At 71.1% G+C, this 23006-nt stretch carries 22 protein-coding genes and 1 pseudogene; 10 read left to right on the top strand and 13 right to left on the bottom strand.

What is annotated here, in order from left to right:
- Window positions 1-187 precede the first annotated feature (187 nt).
- Complete coding sequence (locus ACE1OC_RS13285) at window positions 188-529, top strand: ATP/GTP-binding protein (protein ID WP_407837193.1); 342 nt, start codon at window positions 188-190, stop codon at window positions 527-529.
- Window positions 530-545: 16 nt separating this feature from the next.
- On the opposite strand, the gene ACE1OC_RS13280 is transcribed toward ACE1OC_RS13285, so the two are convergent.
- The 6 genes from ACE1OC_RS13280 to scy form a co-directional block, all read right to left on the bottom strand.
- Window positions 546-1409 carry an ABC transporter permease gene (locus ACE1OC_RS13280; protein WP_407837192.1) on the bottom strand — a complete coding sequence of 288 codons (864 nt, stop codon included), beginning with the start codon at window positions 1407-1409 and terminating at the stop codon, window positions 546-548.
- The gene (locus ACE1OC_RS13275; protein ID WP_407837191.1) at window positions 1406-2590 is read right to left on the bottom strand and encodes an ABC transporter ATP-binding protein; all 1185 of its coding nucleotides are present in this window, start codon (window positions 2588-2590) and stop codon (window positions 1406-1408) included. The genes ACE1OC_RS13280 and ACE1OC_RS13275 overlap by 4 nt, the downstream gene beginning before the upstream one ends.
- Before the next feature lie 135 nt (window positions 2591-2725).
- Window positions 2726-3505 (bottom strand): ABC transporter permease, encoded by a 780-nt coding sequence (locus ACE1OC_RS13270; RefSeq protein ID WP_407837190.1) that lies wholly within the window; start codon window positions 3503-3505, stop codon window positions 2726-2728.
- 2 nt (window positions 3506-3507) lie between these two features.
- On the bottom strand, window positions 3508-4530 hold the full coding sequence (locus ACE1OC_RS13265) for an ATP-binding cassette domain-containing protein (RefSeq protein ID WP_407837189.1): 1023 nt from the start codon (window positions 4528-4530) through the stop codon (window positions 3508-3510).
- Between the two features lie 115 nt (window positions 4531-4645).
- A complete protein-coding gene (locus ACE1OC_RS13260) occupies window positions 4646-5584 on the bottom strand; it encodes a cellulose-binding protein (RefSeq protein ID WP_243336252.1) in 939 nt (312 codons plus the stop codon).
- Window positions 5585-5786: 202 nt separating this feature from the next.
- Window positions 5787-10409 (bottom strand): polarized growth protein Scy, encoded by a 4623-nt coding sequence (scy, locus tag ACE1OC_RS13255; protein ID WP_407837188.1) that lies wholly within the window; start codon window positions 10407-10409, stop codon window positions 5787-5789.
- 268 nt (window positions 10410-10677) lie between these two features.
- On the opposite strand from scy, the pseudogene ACE1OC_RS13250 reads away from it, so the two are divergent.
- A pseudogene (locus ACE1OC_RS13250) lies at window positions 10678-11574 on the top strand (RNA-guided endonuclease InsQ/TnpB family protein).
- A gap of 10 nt (window positions 11575-11584) precedes the next feature.
- On the opposite strand, the gene mce reads toward ACE1OC_RS13250, so the two are convergent.
- Window positions 11585-12028, bottom strand: coding sequence for a methylmalonyl-CoA epimerase (gene mce, locus ACE1OC_RS13245; RefSeq protein ID WP_385399276.1), 444 nt, complete (start codon window positions 12026-12028; stop codon window positions 11585-11587).
- A 137-nt stretch (window positions 12029-12165) separates the two neighbouring features.
- Between mce and ACE1OC_RS13240 the strand changes: the two genes are divergently transcribed.
- The 3 genes from ACE1OC_RS13240 (at window position 12166) to ACE1OC_RS13230 (ending at window position 14576) form a co-directional block, all read left to right on the top strand.
- On the top strand, window positions 12166-13362 hold the full coding sequence (locus ACE1OC_RS13240) for an acetyl-CoA C-acetyltransferase (protein ID WP_351434643.1): 1197 nt from the start codon (window positions 12166-12168) through the stop codon (window positions 13360-13362).
- Between the two features lie 102 nt (window positions 13363-13464).
- The gene (gene meaB / locus ACE1OC_RS13235; RefSeq protein WP_407837187.1) at window positions 13465-14460 is read left to right on the top strand and encodes a methylmalonyl Co-A mutase-associated GTPase MeaB; all 996 of its coding nucleotides are present in this window, start codon (window positions 13465-13467) and stop codon (window positions 14458-14460) included.
- A gap of 41 nt (window positions 14461-14501) precedes the next feature.
- Complete coding sequence (locus ACE1OC_RS13230) at window positions 14502-14576, top strand: 50S ribosomal protein bL37 (protein WP_099895366.1); 75 nt, start codon at window positions 14502-14504, stop codon at window positions 14574-14576.
- 80 nt (window positions 14577-14656) lie between these two features.
- Here ACE1OC_RS13230 and ACE1OC_RS13225 read toward each other — a convergent pair whose 3' ends face one another.
- The 3 genes from ACE1OC_RS13225 to ACE1OC_RS13215 all read right to left on the bottom strand — a co-directional run bounded on the left by ACE1OC_RS13225 (window position 14657) and on the right by ACE1OC_RS13215 (window position 16692).
- A complete protein-coding gene (locus tag ACE1OC_RS13225) occupies window positions 14657-15223 on the bottom strand; it encodes a PepSY domain-containing protein (RefSeq protein ID WP_407837186.1) in 567 nt (188 codons plus the stop codon).
- Between the two features lie 119 nt (window positions 15224-15342).
- Window positions 15343-15819: a MarR family winged helix-turn-helix transcriptional regulator gene (locus ACE1OC_RS13220; RefSeq protein ID WP_407841550.1), complete on the bottom strand. Its 477-nt coding sequence runs from the start codon at window positions 15817-15819 to the stop codon at window positions 15343-15345.
- 69 nt (window positions 15820-15888) lie between these two features.
- Window positions 15889-16692 (bottom strand): AIM24 family protein, encoded by an 804-nt coding sequence (locus ACE1OC_RS13215; RefSeq protein ID WP_407837185.1) that lies wholly within the window; start codon window positions 16690-16692, stop codon window positions 15889-15891.
- 158 nt (window positions 16693-16850) lie between these two features.
- On the opposite strand from ACE1OC_RS13215, the gene ACE1OC_RS13210 reads away from it, so the two are divergent.
- Window positions 16851-18074 (top strand): RNA-guided endonuclease InsQ/TnpB family protein, encoded by a 1224-nt coding sequence (locus ACE1OC_RS13210; protein ID WP_407837184.1) that lies wholly within the window; start codon window positions 16851-16853, stop codon window positions 18072-18074.
- Between the two features lie 12 nt (window positions 18075-18086).
- Here ACE1OC_RS13210 and ACE1OC_RS13205 read toward each other — a convergent pair whose 3' ends face one another.
- Both ACE1OC_RS13205 and ACE1OC_RS13200 read right to left on the bottom strand, forming a co-directional pair.
- Window positions 18087-18737 carry an AIM24 family protein gene (locus ACE1OC_RS13205; RefSeq protein WP_274549605.1) on the bottom strand — a complete coding sequence of 217 codons (651 nt, stop codon included), beginning with the start codon at window positions 18735-18737 and terminating at the stop codon, window positions 18087-18089.
- Window positions 18737-19375 carry an AIM24 family protein gene (locus tag ACE1OC_RS13200; protein WP_250744761.1) on the bottom strand — a complete coding sequence of 213 codons (639 nt, stop codon included), beginning with the start codon at window positions 19373-19375 and terminating at the stop codon, window positions 18737-18739. Before ACE1OC_RS13200 ends, ACE1OC_RS13205 begins: the two co-directional genes overlap by 1 nt.
- Before the next feature lie 172 nt (window positions 19376-19547).
- Here ACE1OC_RS13200 and ACE1OC_RS13195 point away from each other — a divergent pair, with 172 nt between their 5' ends.
- Window positions 19548-19892: a DUF3817 domain-containing protein gene (locus tag ACE1OC_RS13195; RefSeq protein ID WP_407837183.1), complete on the top strand. Its 345-nt coding sequence runs from the start codon at window positions 19548-19550 to the stop codon at window positions 19890-19892.
- Window positions 19889-20185: an MTH1187 family thiamine-binding protein gene (locus ACE1OC_RS13190; RefSeq protein WP_250744763.1), complete on the top strand. Its 297-nt coding sequence runs from the start codon at window positions 19889-19891 to the stop codon at window positions 20183-20185. The genes ACE1OC_RS13195 and ACE1OC_RS13190 overlap by 4 nt, the downstream gene beginning before the upstream one ends.
- Before the next feature lie 21 nt (window positions 20186-20206).
- On the opposite strand, the gene ACE1OC_RS13185 is transcribed toward ACE1OC_RS13190, so the two are convergent.
- Complete coding sequence (locus tag ACE1OC_RS13185) at window positions 20207-20446, bottom strand: hypothetical protein (RefSeq protein ID WP_407837182.1); 240 nt, start codon at window positions 20444-20446, stop codon at window positions 20207-20209.
- Between ACE1OC_RS13185 and ACE1OC_RS13180 the strand changes: the two genes are divergently transcribed.
- Window positions 20445-21071 (top strand): C39 family peptidase, encoded by a 627-nt coding sequence (locus ACE1OC_RS13180; RefSeq protein ID WP_407837181.1) that lies wholly within the window; start codon window positions 20445-20447, stop codon window positions 21069-21071. The genes ACE1OC_RS13185 and ACE1OC_RS13180 overlap by 2 nt on opposite strands.
- A 170-nt stretch (window positions 21072-21241) precedes the next feature.
- Window positions 21242-23005 (top strand): glycosyltransferase family 2 protein, encoded by a 1764-nt coding sequence (locus ACE1OC_RS13175; protein ID WP_407837180.1) that lies wholly within the window; start codon window positions 21242-21244, stop codon window positions 23003-23005.
- The last annotated feature ends 1 nt before the right edge of the window (window position 23006 follow it).

Raw genomic sequence — 23006 nt, 5'->3', positions numbered from 1 at the left:
ACCGGCAACAACGTCTGACACGTGCCAAAGGCACGGCCTGAACGGAAAGTTATTGGGATTGTCGGGTCAGTCACGCCAACCGGTTGATCGGTACTACGGTCGTCCTTCGGCCACCCTGCGGGTACCCGGGCTCGCTGCGCGTAGTCTGGGAGAAAGTCACTGCCGTCCGCCCATCCGTGAGGTATACGTGTCACCGCGCCACAACCGCCCCAGGGGCGGCGAGAATCCAGCCGATCGTTCGGACCAGGGCTCGGGCCCGGGCGGTCTGGACCGGTACGGCTTGGAGCGCACGGAGGAGTACCAGGGCGAGGACTGGAAGGTCCGGCACGTCGCGGGCGCGAGCGCCGCGGGCAAGCGCTACCGCTGCCCCGGCTGCGACCAGGAGATCCCCTCGGGCACCCCGCACCTCGTGGCCTGGCCCGAGTACGGCGGGGTGGACGACCGCCGGCACTGGCACAAGGCCTGCTGGAACGCGAAGGACCGCCGCACCTCCAAGGTGCAGCGGTCCCGCAACGCTCCCAAGTATTGAGTCGGACGCGCCTGAGTCAGACGTCCCGGCGGCCGGACACCACGTACGAAGCGGTGACCGCGGCGCCCGTCACCAGCAGGATCAGCACCAGGTGGCTCAGGCTCGTCGGGTACAGCGGGCTCCCGTCGGCCGGGGCCTCCGTACTGTCCAGCGGCATGCCGAACAACGTGATCAGCGCCACCGGCGCGTTGTACTGGAGCAGGGCCCGGCCCACCGGGGCCAGGGCCTCCCAGATGCTGAGCACCGCCCCTATCACCGGCGGCAGCGTGACGACACCGAGCATCACGGCGATCGCCCCGGCGGAGTGCCGCACCAGCGCCCCGACCGCCATGGCCAGCACGCCGAGCAGGGTGACGTAGAAGCTGCCCAGGAGTCCGGTGGCCCACTCGGCGCTGGAGTGCGCCCCGGAGCCCCGGCCGTCGTGCAGGATCGTCGCGGTCAGCCCGACCAGGCAGACGGACCCGGCCGTGACGAAAAAGGCCGTGGCGGCGAAGACGAGGTACTTCGCGGTGAGCACCCGGTACCGGTCGGGGGCGGCCGTGAACGTGGTGCGGATCAGGCCGGTGCCGTGCTCGGAGCTGATGGTCAGCACCCCGAGCACCATCACCGCCAGCTGCCCGACGAGCAGGCCGAACAGGGCCGGGGCGATGAACGGCATCTGCTCGTAGTCGGTGGAGGAGGTCTGCAGGATCACCGCGCCGCCGATGCCGACGACGAGCAGCACCAGGGCCCCGAGCGTCCACATCGTGGAGCGCACCGAGGTCAGCTTGGTCCACTCCGAGGCCAACGCGTGCCCCAGGTGCGGTCGGCGGGCCGGCAGGGGCGAGGTGTATCCCGGCGGGCTCTGCTCCCCGCCGGTCGCGATCGTCGGGGCGGTCATCTCTGGTCCTCGGGCTTCTGCGCGGGGGTGTGCGCGGGGGTGTGCACCGCGTCGGGGGAGTGCCCGGACCCGGTCCCGCTCGTGGAGCCGGTGAGTTCGCCGGGACTGGCGGGCATCAGGAAGGGCTGCCCGGCGGCGCCCGGCGGCGGGGGCGCGAAGAAGCCCGCCGCGGGGACCTGGAGGGCCTCGGCGGCCTCCAGCGCCTCTTCCTCCCACTTCGGGACGCTCAGCGGTTCGGGCTCCCAGAGCTCGGCGCGCGGGTCCTCGGTGGAGGTGTACTCGACGGAGGACTGGGTCATCCGCATGTAGGCCTCCTCCAGCGAGGCCCGGTGCGGCGACAGCTCCCACAGCCGTACGCCGGCCGCGTGCGCGAGGTCGGAGATCTGCGGCAGCTCCAGCCCGGTCACCCGCAGGGCCCCGTCGGGTTCCCGCAGGACCCGGCCGCCCGCCTTGGTGAGGACGGAGCCGAGGGTGTCCCAGCCGCCCGGGTCGGTGTCGGCCGTGCGCACCCGGGCGAATCCGGCCGAGTTGTGGGTGATGAACTCCTGGGTGCCCATGTCGGCGAGCAGCCGCCCCCGGCCGATCACGATCAGGTGGTCGGCGGTCAGCGCCATCTCGCTCATGAGGTGGGAGGAGACGAAGACGGTGCGGCCCTCGGAGGCGAGCCGGCGCATCAGATTGCGGACCCAGAGGATGCCCTCGGGGTCGAGTCCGTTGATCGGCTCGTCGAAGAGCAGGACCTGGGGGTCGCCGAGCAGGGCGGTCGCGATGCCGAGCCGCTGGCCCATGCCGAGCGAGAAGCCCTTGGCGCGCTGCCGTGCCACGTCCTGCAGGCCCACGACGCCCAGGACCTCGTCCACCCGCTTCTCGGGGATCCCGGAGAGCTGGGCGATCGACAGCAGGTGGGTGCGGGCCCGGCGGCCGCCGTGGACGGCCTTGGCGTCGAGCAGGGCTCCGACGTGCCGCTGGGCGTTCGGTAGCTCGCGGAAGGGCAGGCCGTTGATCGTGACCCGGCCGGCGGTGGGCCGGTCCAGGCCGACGATCATGCGCATCGTGGTGGACTTCCCGGAGCCGTTGGGCCCCAGGAATCCCGTCACGTGACCGGGCTTGACCTGGAAGGAAAGGTCGTCGACAGCGGTCTTCGCGCCGAAGCGCTTGGTCAGGCCGACTGCCTCGATCATCTTGCTGCCCCTTGCCAGGCCGGGACGACTCTCGCCCGCGTAAGGGTTAAGAGGATATCCAGTCCCTTGCGGTTCCATGTCGTTCCCGACCCTGAGCTACCCCTGAGAACCGACCCGGGGATCTCCCGTAGTACGTCAGGCGTCCCTCTTCTTGAGGACGAGGTAGCCGCCGAGCACGGCCGCCAGCACCCACAGGGCCATGATCCCGAAACCGCCCCAGGGGCCGTAGGGCACCTTCTCGCTGCCCATCGCTCCCGGGATCACCTGCATGATCTTGGAACCGGCCTGGTCGGGGAAGTACTGGGCGACCTTCCGGGTCGCCGGGACCGCCCCGAGGATGGTCGAGATCAGGAGGAAGAACGGCATCAGGATGCCGAGCGAGAGCATCGAGCTGCGCAGCATGGTGGCCACGCCCATGGAGAACAGCGCGAGCATCGCCATGTACAGCCCGGCTCCGAACACGGCGCGCAGCACGTTCGGCTCGTCGATGCCGATGGAGCGGTCGCCCAGGATCGCCTGTCCGATGAAGAAGGACGCGAAGCTGGTGATCAGGCCCACGATCAGCGCGAGCCCGGTGGCGACGAGGAGCTTGCCGGCGAGGAACCTGCCGCGCCCGGGGACGGCCGCGAGCGAGGTGCGGATCATGCCCGAGCTGTACTCGGTGCCCACGACCAGCACTCCGAACACGATCATCGCGAGCTGGCCGAGGGACATGCCGGCGAAGCTGGCGAGCGTCGGGTCGAAGGTGGCCTGCTCCTGCGGGGGCATGTCCTTGAAGGAGGAGTTGATGAACACGCAGAGCAGGGAGCTGATGCCGACCGTGACGATGGCGGCGGAGGCCAGGGTCCAGACGGTCGAGGCGACCGAGCGGATCTTGGTCCACTCGGACTGAAGAACGGCGGGGAAGGCGGACATGGTCACTTACCGCCCTTGCGCTGAGCTTCGAAGCCGGCGCCCCACGCGGGTACGTCGGCGGGCCGGGCCGGGTTGTCCGCGGCCGTGCCGGGTCCGGCCGGGAGGCCGGCCGCCCCCGGTGCGTGGGCGTGGTACTCGACGGAGTCCGCCGTCATGCGCATGAACGCTTCCTCCAGTGAAGCCCGCTGCGGGCTGAGTTCGTGCAGCACGATCTGGTGCTGGGCGGCGAGCTCGCCGAGCCGGTCCGACTCCACGCCGTCGATCTCCAGTGCGCCGGTGGCCGGGACGCTGATCGCGTCGATGCCGGCTTCGTGGAGGACGTCCTTCAGCCGTTCTTGCTGCGGCGTGCGGACGCGCACGTAACTGCGGGAGTTCTGCTGGATGAAATCGGCCATGGACAGGTCGGCCAGCAGCTTTCCCTGTCCGATGACGACCAAATGCTCTGCGGTCAGCGCCATTTCGCTCATCAGATGGGAAGAAACGAAGATCGTCCTTCCCTCCGCCGCGAGCCCCTTCATCAGATTGCGGATCCAGAGAATTCCCTCCGGGTCCAGACCATTGACGGGTTCGTCGAACATCAGGATCTCCGGGTCGCCGAGCAGTGCGGCGGCGATTCCGAGCCGCTGGCCCATGCCCAGCGAGAATCCTTTCGACTTCTTCTTCGCCACGGCCGTGAGGCCGACCAGGTCCAGCACGTAGGAGACCCGGCTGGGCGGGATCCGGTTGGCCTGGGCGAGGCAGAGCAGGTTGTTGTACGCGCTGCGGCCGCCGTTCATCGACTTCGCGTCCAGCAGTGCCCCGATGTACTTCAGCGGCTCCGGCAGGTCCCGGTAGTGCTTCCCGTCGATCCGGACCGTACCGCTGGTCGGATTGTCGAGGTCGAGCATCATGCGCATGGTCGTTGACTTGCCCGCCCCGTTGGGGCCGAGGAAGCCGGTGACCACCCCCGGTCTGACCTGGAAGCTGAGGTTGTCCACGGCGGTCTTCGCGCCGAATCGTTTCGTAAGGCCCTCAAGCTCGATCATTCCGCCACGCTAGAACGCCAGAGGGCCCCACGCCACCTCTCACGGGTGACGAAGGGCCCTCGGTGTCGAAGCGGATTGTTGGCTTCCGCGGAGTGGTGCCGGAAACCTCCGACGACTAGCGGCTCTGCTGCGCCGGAACGCCGCGCGTGACCGGCTCGTCGTCGATCGGCGCGGACGCGGCGGCGACCGCGGCACCCGTCAGCGTCGCCAGCATCTCGCGGACGTTGGTGAGCTGCGCGTTGATCGAGTCGCGGCGGTTGGTGAGCGCCGCCAGCTCGCGCTCGGACTCGCTGCGGATCCGGTCGGCCTTGGCGTTGGCGTCGGCCACGATGTCCTCGGCCTGGCGCTGCGCGGTCTCCACGGTCTGGCGGGCGCGACGCTCGGCGTCCGTACGGAGCTTCTCGGCCTCCAGGCGCAGCTGCTCCGCGCGGTGCTCGATCTCCGCGAGACGCTTCTCGGCCTTGGCCTGACGGCCGGCCAGGTCGCGCTCGGACTGCTCGCGGCGCTTGGCCAGGTTGGTCTCGAAGTCCGCGGCGGCCTGGGCGGCCTTGGCGCGGGTCTCCTCGAAGAGCGCGTCGGCCTCCTCGCGCTTGGAGGCCGCGTCCTTCTGGGCCTCGGTGCGCAGCGAAGCGGCGTCGCCCTTGGCCTTCTCGACGATCCGGACACCCTCGTCCTCGGCGGTCGACTTCCGGTCGGCGGCGAACGACTCGGCGTCGTTGCGCACCTGCTGGGCGGCCGACTCGGCGAGCTCGCGGTGCTGCTCGGCCGCGCGACGGGCCTCCTCACGGAGGTCCTTCGCCTCCTCCTCGGCCAGGCGCAGGATCTTCTCGACCCGGGCGCCGAGACCGGCGTACGACGGCTCGGCGTCGTTCACCTGAGCCTGGGCGTTCTGCGTCTCGAGGTGCAACTCCTCGATCCGCTTTTCCAGAGAGTTGATACGTCCGAGGGCGCTGTCACGGTCGGAGACCAGCTTGGTGATGCGGTCGTCCACCTGACCGCGGTCGTAACCACGCCGCACGAGCTCGAAGCCGAAGGGGGAGGATGTGTCGCTCATGGGGTTCCTGTCGAATGAGACCGATGAGGTGCTACGCGGGGTGTTAGGTGTTAAGGGGAATCCTAGGCGCCAGGACGGCGTGTCATCGAGTCAATCCGCGTTTGATCTGGACAATGACACCCCTTTTGAGTGGCAAGGCGACAGAATGCTTGTCACTCGTTCGCCTGAACCTCCATCAGGAGCACAGAGTCGAGTGCGCTGACTAGCCCTCTGACGTCTTGCCACCCGATCGAGTGGAACCCGCTGTCGCACCGGCCTTCACGCCCCCCGCGCCCTGGCCGCCGACCCCGGGCTTTCCGCCGCCCGAAGGCGCCTCGAATGATTCCAACGCCTCAAGAACGTCCTGGACACGGGAGATCTCCGCCTGAATGTCCTCGCGCCTGCGCACGAGGACCTCCAGCTCGCGCCGGCCCTCCTCGACGAGCCGCTCCGCCTCGGCCTTCGCCTCCGCGAGAGCACCCTCGGCGGCCCGGACCAGCTCGGCCTTCTTCTGCTCGGCCTCCTTGAGCAGCGCCTCCGCCTTGCGCACCGCGGCGATGCGGACCTTGCTCGCCTCGCTGCTCGCGTCCGACACCAGCTCCTTGGCCTTCGCATCGGCCTCGATGCTCTGCTCGGTCGCCGCCCGCACCAGCTTGTCCACGCGCTCGCCGGCCGACTTCATCTGCTCGGCCGACTCCCGGCGGGCCCGCTCGTGCAGCTCCTCGACCTCCGCCTCGACGCGGCCGCGCAGCTCCTCCGCCCGCTCCCTTATGGCCGACGCGTCGCTGCGCGCCCCGACCAGCAGCTCGTCGGCGTCCGTACGGGCCTTCTCCACCAGGGAGTTGCCCTCCACGGTCGCCTCCGAGGAGATCCGCGCGGCTTCCTTGCGCGCCGCGTCGACCATCGCGTCCGCCTGCTCCTCGGCCGCCGTCGTGGCGGCCAGGGCCTGCTTCTGCGCGTCCCCGGTGAGCTTCTCGGCCTCCGCGGAGGCCTCCGTGATGAGCCGGTCGACCTGCGTCGCGGCCTCGCTGCGGCGCTTGTTGGCCTCTTCGCGGGCCTCGTCCAGCACCCGCTCCGCTTCGGTGCGCGCCTCGCCGCGGATCCGCTCCGCCTCGGTGGCGGCCTCGGCCTTGACCCGCTCGGCCTCGGACCGGGTACGGGTCGCGTGCTCCTGCGCCGAGGACAGCGCCTCGGAGGCCTCGGCACGCAGCCGCTCGGCCTCGTTCGCCGCCTCGCCGACCGTGCGCTCGGTGTCCTTGCGGGTCTGCTCGGTGAGCCGGTCCGCCTCCGCGACCGCCTCGCCGACCAGGTGGTCCGCCTGCTCGGCGGCCTCGGTACGGATCCGGCCCGCCTCGGCGCGCGCCTCGTCCAGGGTCCGCTCGGACTCCCGCTCGGCGCCCGCCAGGGTCTCGTTGGCCGCGACCGTGACCCGGTCCGCCTCCGCGGTGGCCTCGCCGATGATCCGGCCGCCCTCCGCGCGGGCCTCGTCCAGGGTGCGCGCCGCCTCGGCGCGCAGCCGGTCGGCCTCCGCCGCGGCCTCGCCGACGGTGGCCTCGTTGGCCGTCCGCGTCTCCTCGACGAGCCGGTCGCCCTCGTTGCGCGCGTCGACGAGGATCCCCGTCGCGTCCCGCTCGGCCCCGGCCAGCGTCTGCGCGGCCTGCGCCGTGAGCTGCTCGGCCTTGGCCTTCGCCGCGTCCAGGGCGGCGGCCGCCTCGGACCGCAGCGCCGCGGCCGCGGCCTCGGCCTCACCGACCGTCAGCGCATTGGCCGCGCGGGTCTCCTCGGTGAGCCGCTCCGCCTCCGTGGTGGCCTCGGCGATCAGGCGGTCCGCCTGCTCGGCCGCCTCCGTGCGCAGCCGGTTCGCCTCGGAACGGGCCTCGTCCAGCGTGCCCGCGGCCTCGGTACGGGTCGCCTCCGCGGCGGCCTCGGCCTCGGCCGTGAGCCGCGCCGCCTCCGCCTGGGCCTCGCCGACCGCGGCCTCGTTGGCCGCGCGGGTCTCCTCGGTGCGGCGCTCGGCCTCGGCCGTGGCCTCCGCGACGATCCTGCCGCCCTCGGCGCGAGCGGCCTCCAGGGACTCCGCCGCCTCGTTCCGGATCCGGTTGGCGTCGTCCCGGGCGTCGGCCTTCGTACGGGCCGCGTCGCGCTCGGAGGCGGCCAGCGCGTCGGTGGCCTCCGTGCGCACCCGCTGCGCGTACTCCGCCGTGTCCGTGCGCAGCTGCTCGGCCTCGGCCGTGCTTTCCGTGCGCAGCCGCTCCGCCTCGGCGATCGCGTCGCCGACCGTGCGAGCGGCCAGCTCCTTCGCCGCGTCCGTCTCGGTGCGCGCCTCGGTGCGGATCCGGTTGGCGTCCTCGGTGGCCCGCTCCCGCTCCGCGTACGCGTCGGCGCGGACCCGGCCGGCCTCTTCCTCGGCCTCCGTCTTCGTGCGCTCCGCGGAGTGCTCCGCCGCGCTGCGCAGCCCCGCGACCTCTTCCTCGGCCTGCTCGTGCAGCCCGGCCACGGCGTCGCGCACCTGCTGGGCGGTGGCCTCGGCCGCCGCGACCACCTCGGACGCGCGCCGCTCGGCCTCCTCGGTGAGCCAGACGGCCTCGGCCGTGGCGTCCTCGGACCGCTTGCGGGCCTGGGCGAGGAGCTCCTCGCTCTCCTCCCGGGCCTGCGCCCGCTCGCTCTCCGCGTCCGTACGCGCCGACGTCAGGGTCTCCTCGGCCTCCCGGCGGCGCCTGGCGGCCTCCTCCTGGGCGGCGGCCAGCGCCTCTGCGGCCTCCTGCGCGACCCGCTCGGCGGCGGCCTTGGCCTCCGCGCGCAGCCGGTCCGCGGTCTCCTTCGCCTCGGTGCGCAGCCGCTCGGCCTCGGCCTCGGCCTCGCCGGTCAGCCGTACCGCGGACTGCTCGGCCTCCGCGCGGACCCGGCCGGCGTCCTCGGCGGCGTCGGTGCGCAGCTGGTCGGCCTCGGCCTCCGACTGCGCCTGCAGCGTGCGGATCCGCTCCGCGGACTCCGCGCGCAGCCGGTCGCTTTCCTCGGTGGTCTCCTTGCGGATGTTCTCCGCGGCCGCCCGGGCATCGCGCAGCGTCTGCTCGGCGGTCGCCAGGCGTCCCTCGGCGTCGGTGTGCAGCCGGACGAGCTCCTCGTCGGCCTCCGCCCGCTTCGCCGCCAGGGCCCGCTCGGTCTCCTCGCGCCGCACGGCCGCCGCGGCGTCCGCCTCCGCCCGTACCGCCTCCGCCTGCTCCTCGGCCTCCGCGCGCAGCCGCTCGGCCTCGGCGCGGGTCCGCTCCAGGGTCTCCTCGGCCTGCTTGCGCAGGGTGGTGGCCCGCTCGACGGCTTCGCCGCGGACCCGCTCGCTCTCGGTGTTCGCTCCGGCGCGCACCTCGTCGGCGTCGGCCCGCGACTTGCCCAGCAGCTCTTCGGCGGTGCGGGCCGCCTCCTCGATCTGCTGGACCGCCTCGCGGCGGGCCTCGCCGCGGATCCGCTCGCCCTCGGCGACGGCCTCCGCACGCAGCTGTTCGGCCTCGCCGCGCAGCCGGCGGGCCTCCTCCTGGAGCTCGACCGTACGGGCCCGGTACTCCTCCGTGTCGTCCTTCGCGGCGCCCTTGAGCTCGTCGGCCGTGGCCGCGGCCTGGGCGCGCAGCCGCTCGGCCTCCGCCTCGGCCTCGCCGCGGATCCGCTCGGCCTCCTCGGACGCCGCCCGGGTGGTGGCGCGGGCGTCCTCCGAGGCCTTGTTCAGGACCTCCTCGGCGGTGCGGGCCGCCTTCGCCAGCTGGGCCGCCGTGTCCTCGGCCGCCGCGGTACGGGCCTGCTCGCCGGCCTCGGCGCGCAGCCGGTCCGTCTCCGCGCGGGCATCGGCGAGCGCCTGCTCGGCCTCGGCCTTGAGGGTCTCGGCCTCCTTGCTGGCCTCGCCCACCAGGCGGGCCACCTGCTCCTTGGCCGTACGGGTGCGCTGCTCGTTGACGGATTCCGCCGAGGCGAGCTGCCGTGCGGCGCTCTCCTTGGCCTCCGCGAGCAGCTTCTCCGCGGCCGCGCGGGCCTCGCGCAGGGCCCCTTCGGCCTCCTGCGTGCGCTGCTCGGCGACCCGGCCCAGGTCCATCGTCTGGCGGCGGGTCTGCTCGGCCTCGGCGGAGGTGGTGGAGCGCAGCCGCTCCGCGTGCTCGGTGGCCTCCTGGGCCTGCGCGGAGGCGGCGGTCAGCAGCCGCTCGGCCTCCTTGCGGGCGCGCAGCAGCGTCGACTCGGCCTCGGCGCGGGCGGATTCGTTCTCGGAGGCGAGCCGGCGGGTGGCCTCGGAGGCGACCCGGGCGGCCTCGGCGCGCGCGGTGTTCAGGGTCTGCTCGGCCTCGACGCGGGACTCGTCCATGAGCCGGCGGGCCTGGGCTTCGGTGCGGGCGCGCAACTGCTCGGCCCAGGCCACGTTCTCGTTGACGTGGGCTTCCACCGTCGCACGGCGCTCGCTCAGCTCCTGGTCCAGGCGCTGGCGGCGGTTGACGGCCTCGGCGTGCAGTTCGGCCTGGAGCCGCGCCTGGTGCTCGGCGTGCTCCTGGAGGATGCGCTGGGTCTGTGCCCGGACGTCGCGCAGTTCGCGCTCGGCGTCCGAACGCATCTGGTCGGCCTGGATCTGGGCATTGCGGAGCAGCTGCTCCGCCTGGTACCCCATGTCCGCGCCGTCGTAGGCGGGGCGGGACGCCAGGTTGCGGCGTACCTCGTGGAGCTTGGCGCGCAGCACCTCGACCTGGTACCCCAGGTCATCGGCGTGCTGGACGGCCTTCCCGCGTTCCTTCTTCAGCCGCTCCATCTCGGCTTCGAAGCGCGAGAGATGGTCGGCCTCGGCCTGATGGCTCTCCTGGCTTTCGTAGCCCCGCACAGCGCGGTCCCATCCGTCCCCTGGTCGCAAGCTCACTACCGAATGAGCACCGTCCGCCCGCTGAACGACGCCCCCGGGGAATGGTGTCAGATTCCGGGTCGGTCGATACAGGCCCCGACCCCGTCTCCGCACCGAACCCCGGCCGAGCCAAAGCCACTCTACCGGCCGGGGAAACGGGACATCAGTGCCCTCGTGCGGGAACCCCGGCGAGCTGACCCTGCGGAGATTCTCTCTGCGGGTCCGTGGAGTGCTGATTTGCGGTGTTCGAATGCATGTGTCCGGGCTGGAACGTACCGTCGTCGACGTGAAGCTCGTGTTGCAGGTCAAGCTGCTGCCGACGGCGCCGCAGGAGTCGGCGCTCGCGGCGACCTTGCGCGCTTGCGATGAGGCGGCCTCGTGGGTGAGCGAGGTTGCCCTCGACCGGGCCGCGTACCGGAATTTCGACCTGCGCAGGTACACCTACGCCGAGATCAAGGACCGGTGGGGCCTCGGCGCGCAGGCCGCCCAGCATGTGATCAAGAAGACGTGCGACGCCTATGCGACGTTGAGGACGAATCTGCGGGCCGGCCATCTCGGCCCGTCCGGATCGGAGCGCTACCGCCGGGTTTCGGAGAGGCCGATCGGGTTCCGGTCGGCCGCAGCTCAGCCGTACGACGACAGAATGCTGTCCTGGCAGGCGGAAGATCTGGTCCACCGCGACGGGTCGTGGTTCCTGCTTGCGACGTGCGAGGTTCCCGAGGCGGAGCCGAACGCCGATCCGGTGGACTTTCTCGGTGTGGATTTGGGGATCGTCAACATCGCGACCACCTCGGACGGCGAGATCATGGACGGACGAGGGCTCAACCGACTGCGCGCACGCGACCTGGATCTTCGAGCCAAAAGGCCCGCCGGGCGGGCGTGCCGGTGGTGTACGTCGACCCGGCGTATACCTCCCGCACCTGCTCCCGGTGCGGCCGCGTCGACAAGGCGAACCGGGTCTCACAGGCCCGCTTCGCAATGCCGGTCCTGCGGATTCGTTGATCACGCAGACCGCAACGGCTCCCGCAACATCCGCGCACGCGCGCTGACGTTGTGGCGAAGCGGGGCCCAGTCACCGGCCCCTGCCATCCCGCACTCGCGGGTGGCTGGACGCGTACGGCGCACCACAGCCAGTAGTGCGCCGTAACGCAAGCCCGTCAATGTGGGGCAGTTGACTGGTCGGGGTTGCTCGTGACCAGTTCGGTGAGGACGCCGTGGCAGTCCTTGGGGTGCAGGAAGGTGATCGAGGAGCCCATCGAGCCGGTGCGGGGCTGGTCGTAGAGGACGCGGACGCCCTTGCCGCGGATGGCCTCCGAGTCGCCCTGGACGTCCTCGGTGCCGAAGGCGATGTGGTGGACGCCCTCGCCGTTCTTGGCCAGCCACTTGCCGACCGCGGAGTCCTCGCGGGTGGGCTCGAGGAGCTGGAGGTACGAGGCTCCGCCGTCGGAGGTCTCGTTGATCTTCAGCATGGCTTCGCGGACGCCCTGCTCCTCGTTGACCTCGGAGTGGAACACCTCGAAGCCGTACGTGGCACGGTAGAACTCAACCGTCTTGTCCAGGTCGAAGCAGGCGATCCCGATGTGGTCGATTCTTGTCAGCATGGACACAGTGCAGCGCTACCGGGGCCGGTTACGCAACGTGCGCGCGATCACACTGACGGGCCGGTGACGGCACGGGTACCGCTCAGTACATTCGGGTAAACCCTCGTTCACTCCTCATCTTCAAGGGGCTGTGCTCCATGTCCGGAACGAACAACACCACGTCAGTGATCGTCGCCGGGGCCCGCACGCCCATGGGGCGACTGCTCGGCTCGCTGAAGTCCTTCTCGGGTGCCGATCTCGGCGGCTTCGCCATCAAGTCCGCGCTGGAGCGGGCCGGGATCTCCGGCGACCAGGTCCAGTACGTGATCATGGGCCAGGTGCTCCAGGCCGGAGCGGGCCAGATCCCCGCCCGCCAGGCCGCCGTCAAGGGCGGGATCCCCATGAACGTGCCCGCGCTCACCATCAACAAGGTGTGCCTGTCGGGCCTCGACGCCATCGCCCTGGCGGACCAGCTCATCCGCGCCGGGGAGTTCGACATCGTGGTCGCGGGCGGTCAGGAGTCCATGACCAACGCCCCGCACCTGCTGCCGAAGTCCCGCGAGGGCTACAAGTACGGCGCCATCGAGATGCTCGACGCGATGGCCTACGACGGCCTCACCGACGCCTTCGAGAACATCGCGATGGGCGAGTCCACCGAGAAGCACAACACCCGCCTCGGCATCGAGCGGGCCCCGCAGGACGCGTTCGCGGCCACCTCCCACCAGCGCGCCGCCGCCGCGCAGAAGAACGGCGTCTTCGAGGCCGAGATCACCCCGGTCGAGATCCCGCAGCGCAAGGGCGAGCCGGTGGTGTTCTCGCAGGACGAGGGCATCCGCGCCGAGACCACCGTCGAGTCCCTCGGCAAGCTGCGTCCGGCCTTCGCCAAGGACGGCACCATCACCGCGGGCACCTCCTCGCAGATCAGCGACGGTGCGGCCGCCGTGGTCGTGATGAGCAAGGCCAAGGCCGAGGAGCTGGGCCTGGAGTGGCTCGCCGAGATCGGCGCGCACGGCAACGTGGCGGGCCCGGACAACTCGCTCCAGTCGCAGCCGTCCAACGCGATCCTGCACGCCCTGAAGAAGGAGGGCCTCGGCGTCGAGGACCTCGACCTCATCGAGATCAACGAGGCCTTCGCCGCGGTCGCCGTGCAGTCAATGAAGGACCTCGGCGTGACCCCGGAAAAGGTGAACGTCAACGGCGGCGCCATCGCCCTGGGTCACCCGATCGGCATGTCCGGCGCCCGCGTGGTGCTGCACCTGGCGCTGGAGCTCAAGCGCCGCGGCGGCGGAGTCGGCGCGGCCGCCCTGTGCGGTGGCGGCGGCCAGGGCGACGCCCTGATCGTCCGCGTCCCGTAGGGGAGGGGCGGCCGTCCGGCCGCCCGCACCCGTAGCCGTACCCGTACGAGACCCGCGGGACGAGACCCGCGGGACCCGTGAGAACGAAGGAGCGCAGCAAGAATGACGGCGGTGGACGTCCCCCAGCTGGTGGCCCAGGCCCGTGAGGGCAGGCCGCGAGCGGTCGCCCGGCTGATCTCGCTGGTCGAGGGGGCGTCCCCGCAGCTGCGCGAGGTGATGGCGGCGCTGGCGCCGCTCACGGGCAACGCGTACGTGGTGGGCCTCACCGGCTCCCCGGGCGTCGGCAAGTCCACGACCACCTCGGCGCTGGTCTCCGCGTACCGGCAGGCCGGCAAGCGGGTCGGCGTCCTGGCCGTCGACCCGTCCTCGCCGTTCAGCGGGGGCGCGCTGCTCGGCGACCGGGTGCGGATGTCGGACCACGCCTCCGACCCGGGGGTCTACATCCGCTCCATGGCCACCCGCGGCCACCTGGGCGGACTCGCCTGGGCCGCCCCGCAGGCCATCCGGGTGCTGGACGCGGCCGGCTGCGAGGTGATCCTGGTCGAGACGGTCGGGGTCGGGCAGTCGGAGGTGGAGATCGCGGCGCAGGCCGACACCTCGGTGGTGCTGCTGGCCCCCGGGATGGGCGACGGGATCCAGGCCGCGAAGGCGGGCATCCTGGAGATCGGCGACGTCTACGTGGTGAACAAGGCCGACCGGGACGGCGCCGACGCCACCGCCCGGGAGCTGAACCACATGCTGAGCCTGGGGGAGTCCCGGGGCAAGGGCGACTGGCGGCCGCCGATCGTGAAGACGGTCGCGGCGCGCGGTACGGGCATCGACGAGCTGGTCGAGGCGCTGGAGAAGCACCGGGCGTGGATGGACGAGCACGGGGTGCTGGCGCAGCGGCGTACGGCCCGGGCCGCGCGCGAGGTGGAAACGATCGCGATCACCGCCCTGCGCGCCCGGCTGGCCGACGTGCACGGCGACGCCCACCTGGATGCCCTGGCCGGACGGGTGGCGGCGGGCGAGCTGGATCCGTACGCGGCCTCGGACGCGCTCCTCGCGACCCTCACGGAATCGGCGGAACCGGATGCGGAGCCCGTGGGCCGGTCATAGACTGGCGAACGCCCGGAATGCCCCAAACGCAGGGAGGTTTCATGGCGAAGCGCGGCAACAAGAAGCGAGCCCGCAAGAAGAAGAAGGCCAACCACGGAAAGCGTCCCAACGCCTGACCGTGAGCACTGACTGACCACATACGGAAGCCGCACCCCGTCCACGGGGTGCGGCTTCCGTGCGCGGGGGCCGTGCGGGGCTAGTCGTTCCCGTCGTCGTTTCCGTCGTTGTCCGAGCCGGACGAGACCACCTTGGCCGTGGCGGTGTCCACGTGGACGTTCTGGGTCTTGCCGTCGGTCGTCTTGACCTCGACGTTCCAATTGGCGGCGCGGCCGTTGTCGTCGTCATCCCACTCCACCGACCAGACCTTGCCGGGGTGGGCGGCCAGGGCCGTCTTCATCGCCTGCTCGGCGGTCACCTTCGCGGCGAGCAGCGAGGCGTACTCGTCGGCCTGCTGCTCGTCGTCCTGGTTCTCCCTGGTGACGCCGCCGCTCACGGCGTCCACCTCGAGCTCCGCGTGGGTGCCGTCCTTGCTGACGACGTCCACGTGCCAGACCGCACCGTCGCGGTCCAGGGACTCGATGACGCCGGGAGAGGCCTTCAGGGCCGCCGCTGCCGCCGCCTCGGCGGTCACGTCGGCGCGCGCGGCGGTGGCCGCGGTCAGGGCCGTCGGAGCGGCGGCGGATGCCGTCGCCGCGGCTGCCACCGGGCCTCCCAGGGCCAGGACCACGGCTGCGGCCGCGGAAACGTACGTAGTGCGCTGCATTGCTGGACCTCCTCGGGCCGGCCATGTGCGCCTACGGTCGCTCGGCGTGGGCCGGCTGCGGGTGCGTTGCCACCATTGTCCGGTGATCCGCCGCGGCGGGCATGCCGAGCGACCGGGGGTCAGGCCTTGCCGCGGCCCGCGCGCAGGTGCTCGGCGACGGGTGCGAGCGCGGCGCGCAGCGCGGCGAGGGCCTCCGGCGGGAGCAGGTCGATGAAGTGCCGGCGGACGGATGCCACGTGGTGCGGGGCGACCTTGCGCATCGTGTCCATGCCCTCGGGCGTGAGGACGGCGTAGAGCCCGCGGCGGTCGGACTCGCAGTTCACGCGGCGGACGAGGCCCGCCGATTCCATGCGGGTGATCTGGTGGGAGAGCCGGCTCTTGGACTGCAGGGTCGACGTCGCGAGATCGCTCATCCGCATCCGGTGTTCCTCGGATTCGGAGAGGTTCACGAGGATTTCGTAGTCGTTGTTGGTGAGCCCGAACGGCTGGAGGTCCTTTTCCAGCTGGTGGGACAGCAGTCTGCTGACGTCCAGGTGGGTGCGCCAGGCGCACTGCTCGGCGTCGTTCAGCCAGGGGGTGGCCGCCTCGGTCTCGATGGTCTCCATGAAAGAACTCTACCTAAGAAGTTGAATTGCGTACAAAAATACTGCGCGGTGAGAGGTTTCCTACAGCCCGAAGCGCCGCTGGATATCACCCAGCTGCCCCGGCATCCGCGGTACGCCGAGCTGCCCCAGCGGACCCTGCCCCTGGCCGGGAACGCCCTGAGCCTGACCCGTGGCCGCCCCGGCACCCACGGCCCCGATCGCCTGCTCCGGCATCAGCATCTCCGAGGACTGGAGAAGCACCGTACCCGCACCGACGAACTCGAACTGGTGCTCCTCGCCCGACGAGCCCCCGATGCCCGTCAGCGAGCGCAGGCCGCCGATCACGCCCGACATGTACCCGTGGTCGTAATGGTGGCAGGGGGAGGGGCAGTCCGCCCATCCCACCAGCGCCTGCGGGTCCACCCGCAGCGGCGGCTCCATGAACACCACCGGACCGCTGGAGGCCGCCACGAACTTCCCGGTGCCGATCAGGGTGAGGAAGCCCGGGACGATCGACTGCTTCAGCGCGAGCGAGGGCTGATAGGCGAGCAGGTTGCCCGACCGGATGGTCAGGTTGCCGTTGTCCAGGTCGTACGAGTTCACGTCGAAGGCCCGGTCGGCCAGCAGCATCTTGCCCTGCCCCTCGGCCACCACCCAGTCGCTCGCGTGCAGCGGCGAGTGGAAGCTGGTGCGCAGCAGCCGGTCGAACCGGCCGTGGCCGATGCCGTTGAACTCGATGCGCCCGTAGTAGGCGATCATCTTGCCCTTCTGCAGGAACCACTGGCTCCCCTTGAGCTCCACGCAGAAGGTGTAGGCGTTGACGTTGTCGTCGGACGGCAGGGTGTACGGGTCGAAGACGGTCGGACCTCCCGGTCCACCGGTCACGGGACCAAAGTTCACCGGATCTCTCCCAGGGTGCTCCGGGCTTCAGCCCGGGGAGGAATGGGCCCCGCCATCGTAGGTGCGGATCGTCGGATTTTTGCTTGCATCTGCCGTGACCTGCGCTTTCCGGCGTTGTCAGTGGGCTGGTCTAGGTTGATCGTGTGACAGCATCTCAGAGGGCGGAGGAGACCGGGTATGCCCGGTTCACCTACCGGCTTCGTGTGTCGTCGACCGCGCTTGCCAAGCTGTTGGGCGAGTGGGCGCGGTGCCGGTGGGTCTGGAACGAATGCTGCGCTCGGTCGAAGAAGGCCCAGGCCGAGGATGAGATGTGCGGTCCGGCCCGGCTGGACAAGATGCTGACGCAGGCTCGCAACCGCAACACCTGGTTGGGTGACGGGAGCAGCGTTCCGCAGCAGCAACTCGTACGGGACTTCGGGAAGTCCCGCGCCAAAGCCCTGAAGGACATCAAGGGCCGGCTGCCGATGCGGCAGCGGGCCGGGATGCCCAGGTTCAAGAAGAAGCACGCGGCCGATCCGAGCCTGAACTACACGCGGCGTGGTTTCCGGATCAAGGACGGCCGCCTGCATCTCGCGGGCGGCATCAGCCTGACCGTGGTCTGGTCCCGCGCCCTGCCTGCGGACCCGTCGTCGGTGCGGGTCTACCGTGACAGCCTCGGGGACTGGTACGCGTCCTTCGTCGTTCCCGCCGAAGCTCAGTTGCTCCCGGAGACGGGTGCGGTGATCGGTATCGACTGGGGCGTGAAGGAGACCGCAACCACCACCAGCGACGCCCACGACCTCCCGCACGCCGAGCACGGCAGGACGTCCGCCGCCAGGCTCGCTCGCTATCAGCGGATGATGGCCCGCCGTAGACCGGTGAAAGGCAAGCCCGGGTCGAGGGGCTACCGGACGGCGCGCAAGCTGGCGGCGAAGCTCCACAAGAAGGTGGCCCGGCAACGTCAGGACACTGGTCGAAAGTGGGCCAAGACCGTCGTCCGCGACCACGATGCCCTCGCGGTGGAGGACTTCCGGCCGAAGTTCCTCGCCAAGTCGACCATGGCCCGCAAGGCGGCCGACGCGGCGATCTCCGCGACCAAGACAGCCCTGATCACGATGGCCCGTAAGCACGGGCGCATCGTGCACCTTGTCCACCCCGCGCACACCACGATGGATTGCGCGCAGTGCGGAGCGAGAACCAAGCACGCACTACCTCTCTCAGAACGTACCTACACCTGCACCGTGTGCAGAGCGACGTCCCCCAGGGACAAGAACTCCGCCCGCGTCATGCTGGTCCGGGCTGGTCTCAACCCGGCTGGTGCCGATCGTGGAAGAGCTGCCGGACCGCCGGTCCACAGCCAACGTGAGCCAGGAATCCCCGCCCCTTAAGGCGGGGAGGATTCAAAGCTTCTCCTCCGACGCCTGTACGTACACCGCTCCCTGACCGGACAGCTCCAGCTGGAACGCCTCGCCCGAGCCGCGTCCGACCATGTCCCGCCAGCCCAGCGCCGTGGACAGCTTGTTGCGGACCTCGCCGTGGTGGGCGACGTAGGCCTGCGGGTCCACGTGGATCGGGCGGTTCGGGTGGATCGGCAGCTCGATGACCCCGCCGTGGGCCATCACGGCCACCGAGCCGTGGCCCTTGAGGGTGGTGGTGAACAGGCCCTGGCCGGTCACCTGGCCGCGCACCATGCCCATGACCCCGCCCTGCGCGCCCATGAACATCGTGCCCTGCTGCAGGGTGCCGTCGAAGGCGAGCAGCCGGTCGGCCTCCACGTAGAGCGTCTCGCCGGTGAGGCTGATGACCTGGATGTGGTGGCCCCCGTGGCCGAACATCACGGTGCCGCTGCCCTCGACCTCCATCAGCGGGGTCTGCTCGTTCGCCACGCGGCGTCCGATCATGCCCATCACGCCGCCCTGGCCGCCGGTGATGCTCGGGGTGAAGGAGACCTCGCCGCGGTACGCGAGCATCGCGCCGCGCTGGCTGTACATCTTCTGCCCCGGTACGACCTGGGCCTCGACCATCTTCGAGTTGATCTCGCGGAACGGCATCAGACGTCGCCCCCGATGGTGTTGCGCTCGCTGGGCTGCACGTACACCAGGCCCTCGCCCTCGAAGCGGATCTGGAACGCCTCGCCGGAGCCCTCGCCGATCAGCGTGCGGAAGTTCACACCGGACTGGAAGGACTGCTGGAGGTTCCCGGTGTGCGCGATGTACGCCCCCGGGTCGACGGAGAGCGGGTACTGGGAGCTGACGCGCAGCACCACCGCCGGTCCGTCGGACATGATCGCCGCCTGCCCGCTGCCCTCGACGGTCGTGGTGAACAGGCCGTTGCCCGTCGTAGCACCGCGCAGGCCCGTGAAGGTGGTGCCGGTGCGCAGGCCGGCGTCGGTGCACAGCAGGTTGCTGGACTCGACGTACAGCTTCTCGCCGCGCAGATTGACCAGATTGATCTCACTCGCCCGGTCGGCGAAGAAGCAGGTGCCGTGACCCTGCACTTCCATCACGGTCATCTGCTCGCCGGTGAGCCGCCGGGTCACCATTCCGCGGAGGCCTTCGCCGCCGCCGGTCATCTTCTTGAAGGCCATCTGGCCGTCGTACGCGACCATGGAGCCGTTTTTCGCTTTCACGGCGTCCCCGGTCAGGTCGACGGCGAGCACCTTGCTGCCTTGGAGTCGGAACTGAGCCACGGGAAGACGTTATCGGCAGCGGGCGGCACCGAACAGGGCCCGTTGGCCGATATCACACCCGGCCCGTCCCGGTCCGTCCCGCTCCGCGGGGACCCCCGAGCCCCGCGGCAAGATCGCCGGGGGCGGCTGAGACACTGGGACGGACCCCCGGCATCCACCCCGAAGGTTCCACGTGGACATCAAGACCGCTTCCGCCCTGCACCGGCTGCGCCTCATCTCCGTACCGGAGGCGCTCTCGTTCCCGGCGCTGCTGATCTTCGGCTCGGTGCTGAGCCGGGTCTCGGACATCGACTACCTGATGATGCCGCTCGGCGTCATCCACGGGATCCTGTTCGTCATCTACGGCGTCTTCCTGCTGGACGTCTGGTTCAAGGCGAAGTGGCCCCTGAAGAAGGTCGCGCTCTTCTTCCTGCTGGCGCTGGTCCCCTTCGGCGGGCTCTACGGCGACCGGGTGCTCAAGCGGGACGAGTCGGCCGGCGTGCTCGCTGCCCGCGCCCGTGAGGCGGCCCGCGCATGATGATCGCGTTCTCGGTGACCCCGCTGGGCGTCGGCGAAGAGGTCGGCGAGTACGTGGCCGACGCGGTCCGCGTCGTCCGCGCATCGGGGCTGCCGAACCACACGGACGCCATGTTCACCACCATCGAGGGCGAGTGGGACGAGGTGATGGACGTGGTCAAGCGCGCGGTGGCCGCCGTGGAGGCACGCGCACCCCGGGTCTCCTTCGTCCTCAAGGCCGACATCCGCCCCGGCGTCACGGACGGCATGACGTCCAAGATGGAAACGGTGGAACGCCACCTCGCCGGGGGCTGAGCCCACGCGCGACGTTCGGGCTCACGTGACGTGCCGGCTCACACGACGTGCCGGCTCACACGACCTGGACGTGGACGTCGGGCGGATGACGAGGTCGAGGGCGGCCTCGGCCTCCTGCCGCTCCTGCTCCGTCAGCGCCCCGACGGTCGTCTCCTCCTGCGGCGCACGCGCGGCCTCGGCTTCGGCCGCCGTGATCAAGGCGTCCACGTCGGCGAACTGCGCCTCTACGCCGTGGCCAGGCCTGGCAGACTTCGGACGCATGACCGTCTCCGCGATCAAGCACGCCGTCCCGTACTACTCCCAGTGGGAGTCCACCGCGCTGGTGCCCGAGTTCGTCGCGGGTGCCGACGCGGCCCGGGATCCCCTGTGGGCCGGGTCCGGTGCGGACTCGCCCGAGGAGTACGCCTTCTGGGCTCCCCGCATGTGCGGAGTGGCCTGCCTGCGGATGGTGCTGGGGAGCTTGGAGCTCCCGGTGCCGCCCTCGGTGGAGCTGGTGAAGGAACTCTGCGGGGCCGGGGCGTACGTGCGGGACGGGGACGCCGTGCAGGGGCTGATCTACCGGCCGTTCGCCGAGTACGTGAACGCCCGCTGGGGCCTGGACGCCCGCTCGGTGCCCGTACTGGACCACCAGGCCGTCCGGGACACGCTCGCCGCGGGCGGTCTGGCGATGCTGTCGGTGCACTGGTCGATCCGTACCCCGGCCCCCGCGGTCGAGGCCAGGGGTGGTCACCTGGTGCTCGCCGTCGGGGCCACCGACGAGGCCGTCCTGGTGCACAATCCCTCCGGCTTCCCCGACGGCTCCCAGCAGTACGTGCCCGTCGCCTGGGCCGACCTGGACCGCTTCTACGCCGGACGCGGCATCCTGCTCGGCGGCCGGGCCGGCTGAGGGGCTCGGGCGGGGCCCGGGCGGCCGGGCTTTCCGGTGCGGTGACCCGTTCAGCCCTGGCCGTGAGGGCACGGAACGGAACCGCCCGGGTGGCGGCATCCAGTTCGACAGGCTGAGGCATCTCCCCTTTCGTGGGGATACGTACCTCGGTTTCGAGCGCTGGAGGAACCGTGCGGCAGGAAACCTTCGACTACGAGACCCACAGCCGGCTGGCCGGCCCCTGTGAGGAGCCGGATCCCGCCGTCGCCTACCGCGTGAGGTACCGCTCCCTGCTCGCGCGCGAGGACCTCCGGACCCGAATACGGGCCGTCGCGCTCATGACGCTCGCCCCCGTCGCCGCCGCCGGGCTGCTGCTCTACCTCGTCTGGCCCACGCACCGGACGGTCCGGGAGGGCGGCGAGGGCTGGCTCGTCCGGCTCGACGCCGTGATGCTCGGATCCGTCGCCCTGATCATGCTCTTCATGGTGGTCAACGTGGTCTCGATCGCCCACGCCACGATGGTCGCCCGGGACCCCGTCCCGGTCCCCGCCGAGCCCGGCACCCGCGTCGCCTTCCTCACCACCTACGTCCCCGGCAAGGAACCGCTCTCCATGGCGGCCGCCACCCTGCGCGGGGCCGTGGCCGTCCGGCACGACGGGCCGCTCGACGTCTGGCTCCTCGACGAGGGCGACGACCCCGGGGCCAGGGAACTGTGCGCCGCGCTCGGCGTGCGCCACTTCACCCGCAAGGGCGTCGCCGAATGGAACACGGCCGAGGGGGCCCACCGGGCGAGGACCAAGCACGGCAACTACAACTCCTGGCTCGCCCGGCACGGCGCGGACTACGACTACTTCGCCTCCGTGGACACCGACCACGTGCCGCTCCCGCAGTACCTGGAGCGGATGCTCGGCTACTTCCGCGACCCCGACATCGCCTTCGTCGTCGGCCCGCAGGTCTACGGCAACTACACCGCCTCCGTCACCAAGGCCGCCGAGTCGCAGCAGTACCTCTTCCACGCGCTGATCCAGCGCGCCGGAAACCGCTACGGCGCCCCCATGTTCGTCGGCACCAACAACGCCGTCCGGATCAGCGCTCTGCGGCAGGTCGGCGGGCTCTACGACTCCCTCACCGAGGACATGGCCACCGGCTTCGAGCTGCACCGGAGCAGGAATCCCGGCACCGGACGGTTCTGGCGGTCCGTGTACACCCCCGACGTGCTCGCCGTGGGGGAGGGGCCGAACACCTGGACCGACTTCTTCACGCAGCAGCTGCGCTGGTCGAGAGGGACGTACGAGACCCTCCTGCGGCAGTACTGGCGCGGCTGCTTCCGGATGCCCCCGGGCCGCTGGCTCAACTACACCCTGATGCTCGTCTACTACCCGATGACCGCCGCCAACTGGCTCCTCGGCGTCCTCAGCTGCGTGCTGTTCCTGTGGTTCGGCGCCTCCGGCACCCAGGTCTCCTCCGAGGTCTGGCTGATGCTCTACACCGACGCCGCGGCGCTCCAGGTCGGGCTGTACCTGTGGAACCGCCGCCACAACGTCTCGCCCCACGAGCCGGAGGGCTCCGGCGGGCTCGCCGGCATGGCCATGTCGGCCGTCTGCGCGCCGGTCTACCTGAGGTCGCTCGGCTCGGCGGTGCTGCGCACCCGGGGCCGTTTCGTCGTCACGCCCAAGGGCGTCACCGCCAGCCCCGACCGGCTCGCGACCTTCCGCATCCACCTCTTCTGGGCCGCCGTCCTCCTCGTCTCCCTCGCCGCCTCCGTGCGCTACGAGCACACCCACGCGGCCATGCGCATCTGGGCGGTCCTCGCGCTGGCCGTCACCCTCGCCCCGCCGGCCGTCTGGGCCGTGACGGAGCTGCGCGCCCGGACGGCCCGGTCCGTGTCCGGCGGGGGCCCCGAACCGGGCGAGGAGCCGGAGCAGGCGCTCGCGCAGACGGCGGGAGGGAGCTGAG

Source organism: Streptomyces stoeckheimensis, assembly GCF_045822005.1.
Taxonomy (GTDB): Bacteria; Actinomycetota; Actinomycetes; order Streptomycetales; family Streptomycetaceae; genus Streptomyces; species Streptomyces stoeckheimensis.
Note: the sequence above shows the minus strand (reverse complement) of the source record. Positions and strands in the feature narration are given on the sequence as shown.

Coding starts and splice junctions, on each gene's coding strand:
- ACE1OC_RS13280 (WP_407837192.1), bottom strand. CDS start 1,409: ATGACCGCCCCGACGATCGCGACCGGCGGGGAGCAGAGCCCGCCGGGA.
- ACE1OC_RS13275 (WP_407837191.1), bottom strand. CDS start 2,590: ATGATCGAGGCAGTCGGCCTGACCAAGCGCTTCGGCGCGAAGACCGCT.
- ACE1OC_RS13270 (WP_407837190.1), bottom strand. CDS start 3,505: ATGTCCGCCTTCCCCGCCGTTCTTCAGTCCGAGTGGACCAAGATCCGC.
- ACE1OC_RS13265 (WP_407837189.1), bottom strand. CDS start 4,530: ATGATCGAGCTTGAGGGCCTTACGAAACGATTCGGCGCGAAGACCGCC.
- ACE1OC_RS13260 (WP_243336252.1), bottom strand. CDS start 5,584: ATGAGCGACACATCCTCCCCCTTCGGCTTCGAGCTCGTGCGGCGTGGT.
- mce (WP_385399276.1), bottom strand. CDS start 12,028: ATGCTGACAAGAATCGACCACATCGGGATCGCCTGCTTCGACCTGGAC.
- ACE1OC_RS13240 (WP_351434643.1), top strand. CDS start 12,166: ATGTCCGGAACGAACAACACCACGTCAGTGATCGTCGCCGGGGCCCGC.
- meaB (WP_407837187.1), top strand. CDS start 13,465: ATGACGGCGGTGGACGTCCCCCAGCTGGTGGCCCAGGCCCGTGAGGGC.
- ACE1OC_RS13225 (WP_407837186.1), bottom strand. CDS start 15,223: ATGCAGCGCACTACGTACGTTTCCGCGGCCGCAGCCGTGGTCCTGGCC.
- ACE1OC_RS13205 (WP_274549605.1), bottom strand. CDS start 18,737: ATGCCGTTCCGCGAGATCAACTCGAAGATGGTCGAGGCCCAGGTCGTA.
- ACE1OC_RS13190 (WP_250744763.1), top strand. CDS start 19,889: ATGATGATCGCGTTCTCGGTGACCCCGCTGGGCGTCGGCGAAGAGGTC.
- ACE1OC_RS13180 (WP_407837181.1), top strand. CDS start 20,445: ATGACCGTCTCCGCGATCAAGCACGCCGTCCCGTACTACTCCCAGTGG.
- ACE1OC_RS13185 (WP_407837182.1), bottom strand. CDS start 20,446: ATGCGTCCGAAGTCTGCCAGGCCTGGCCACGGCGTAGAGGCGCAGTTC.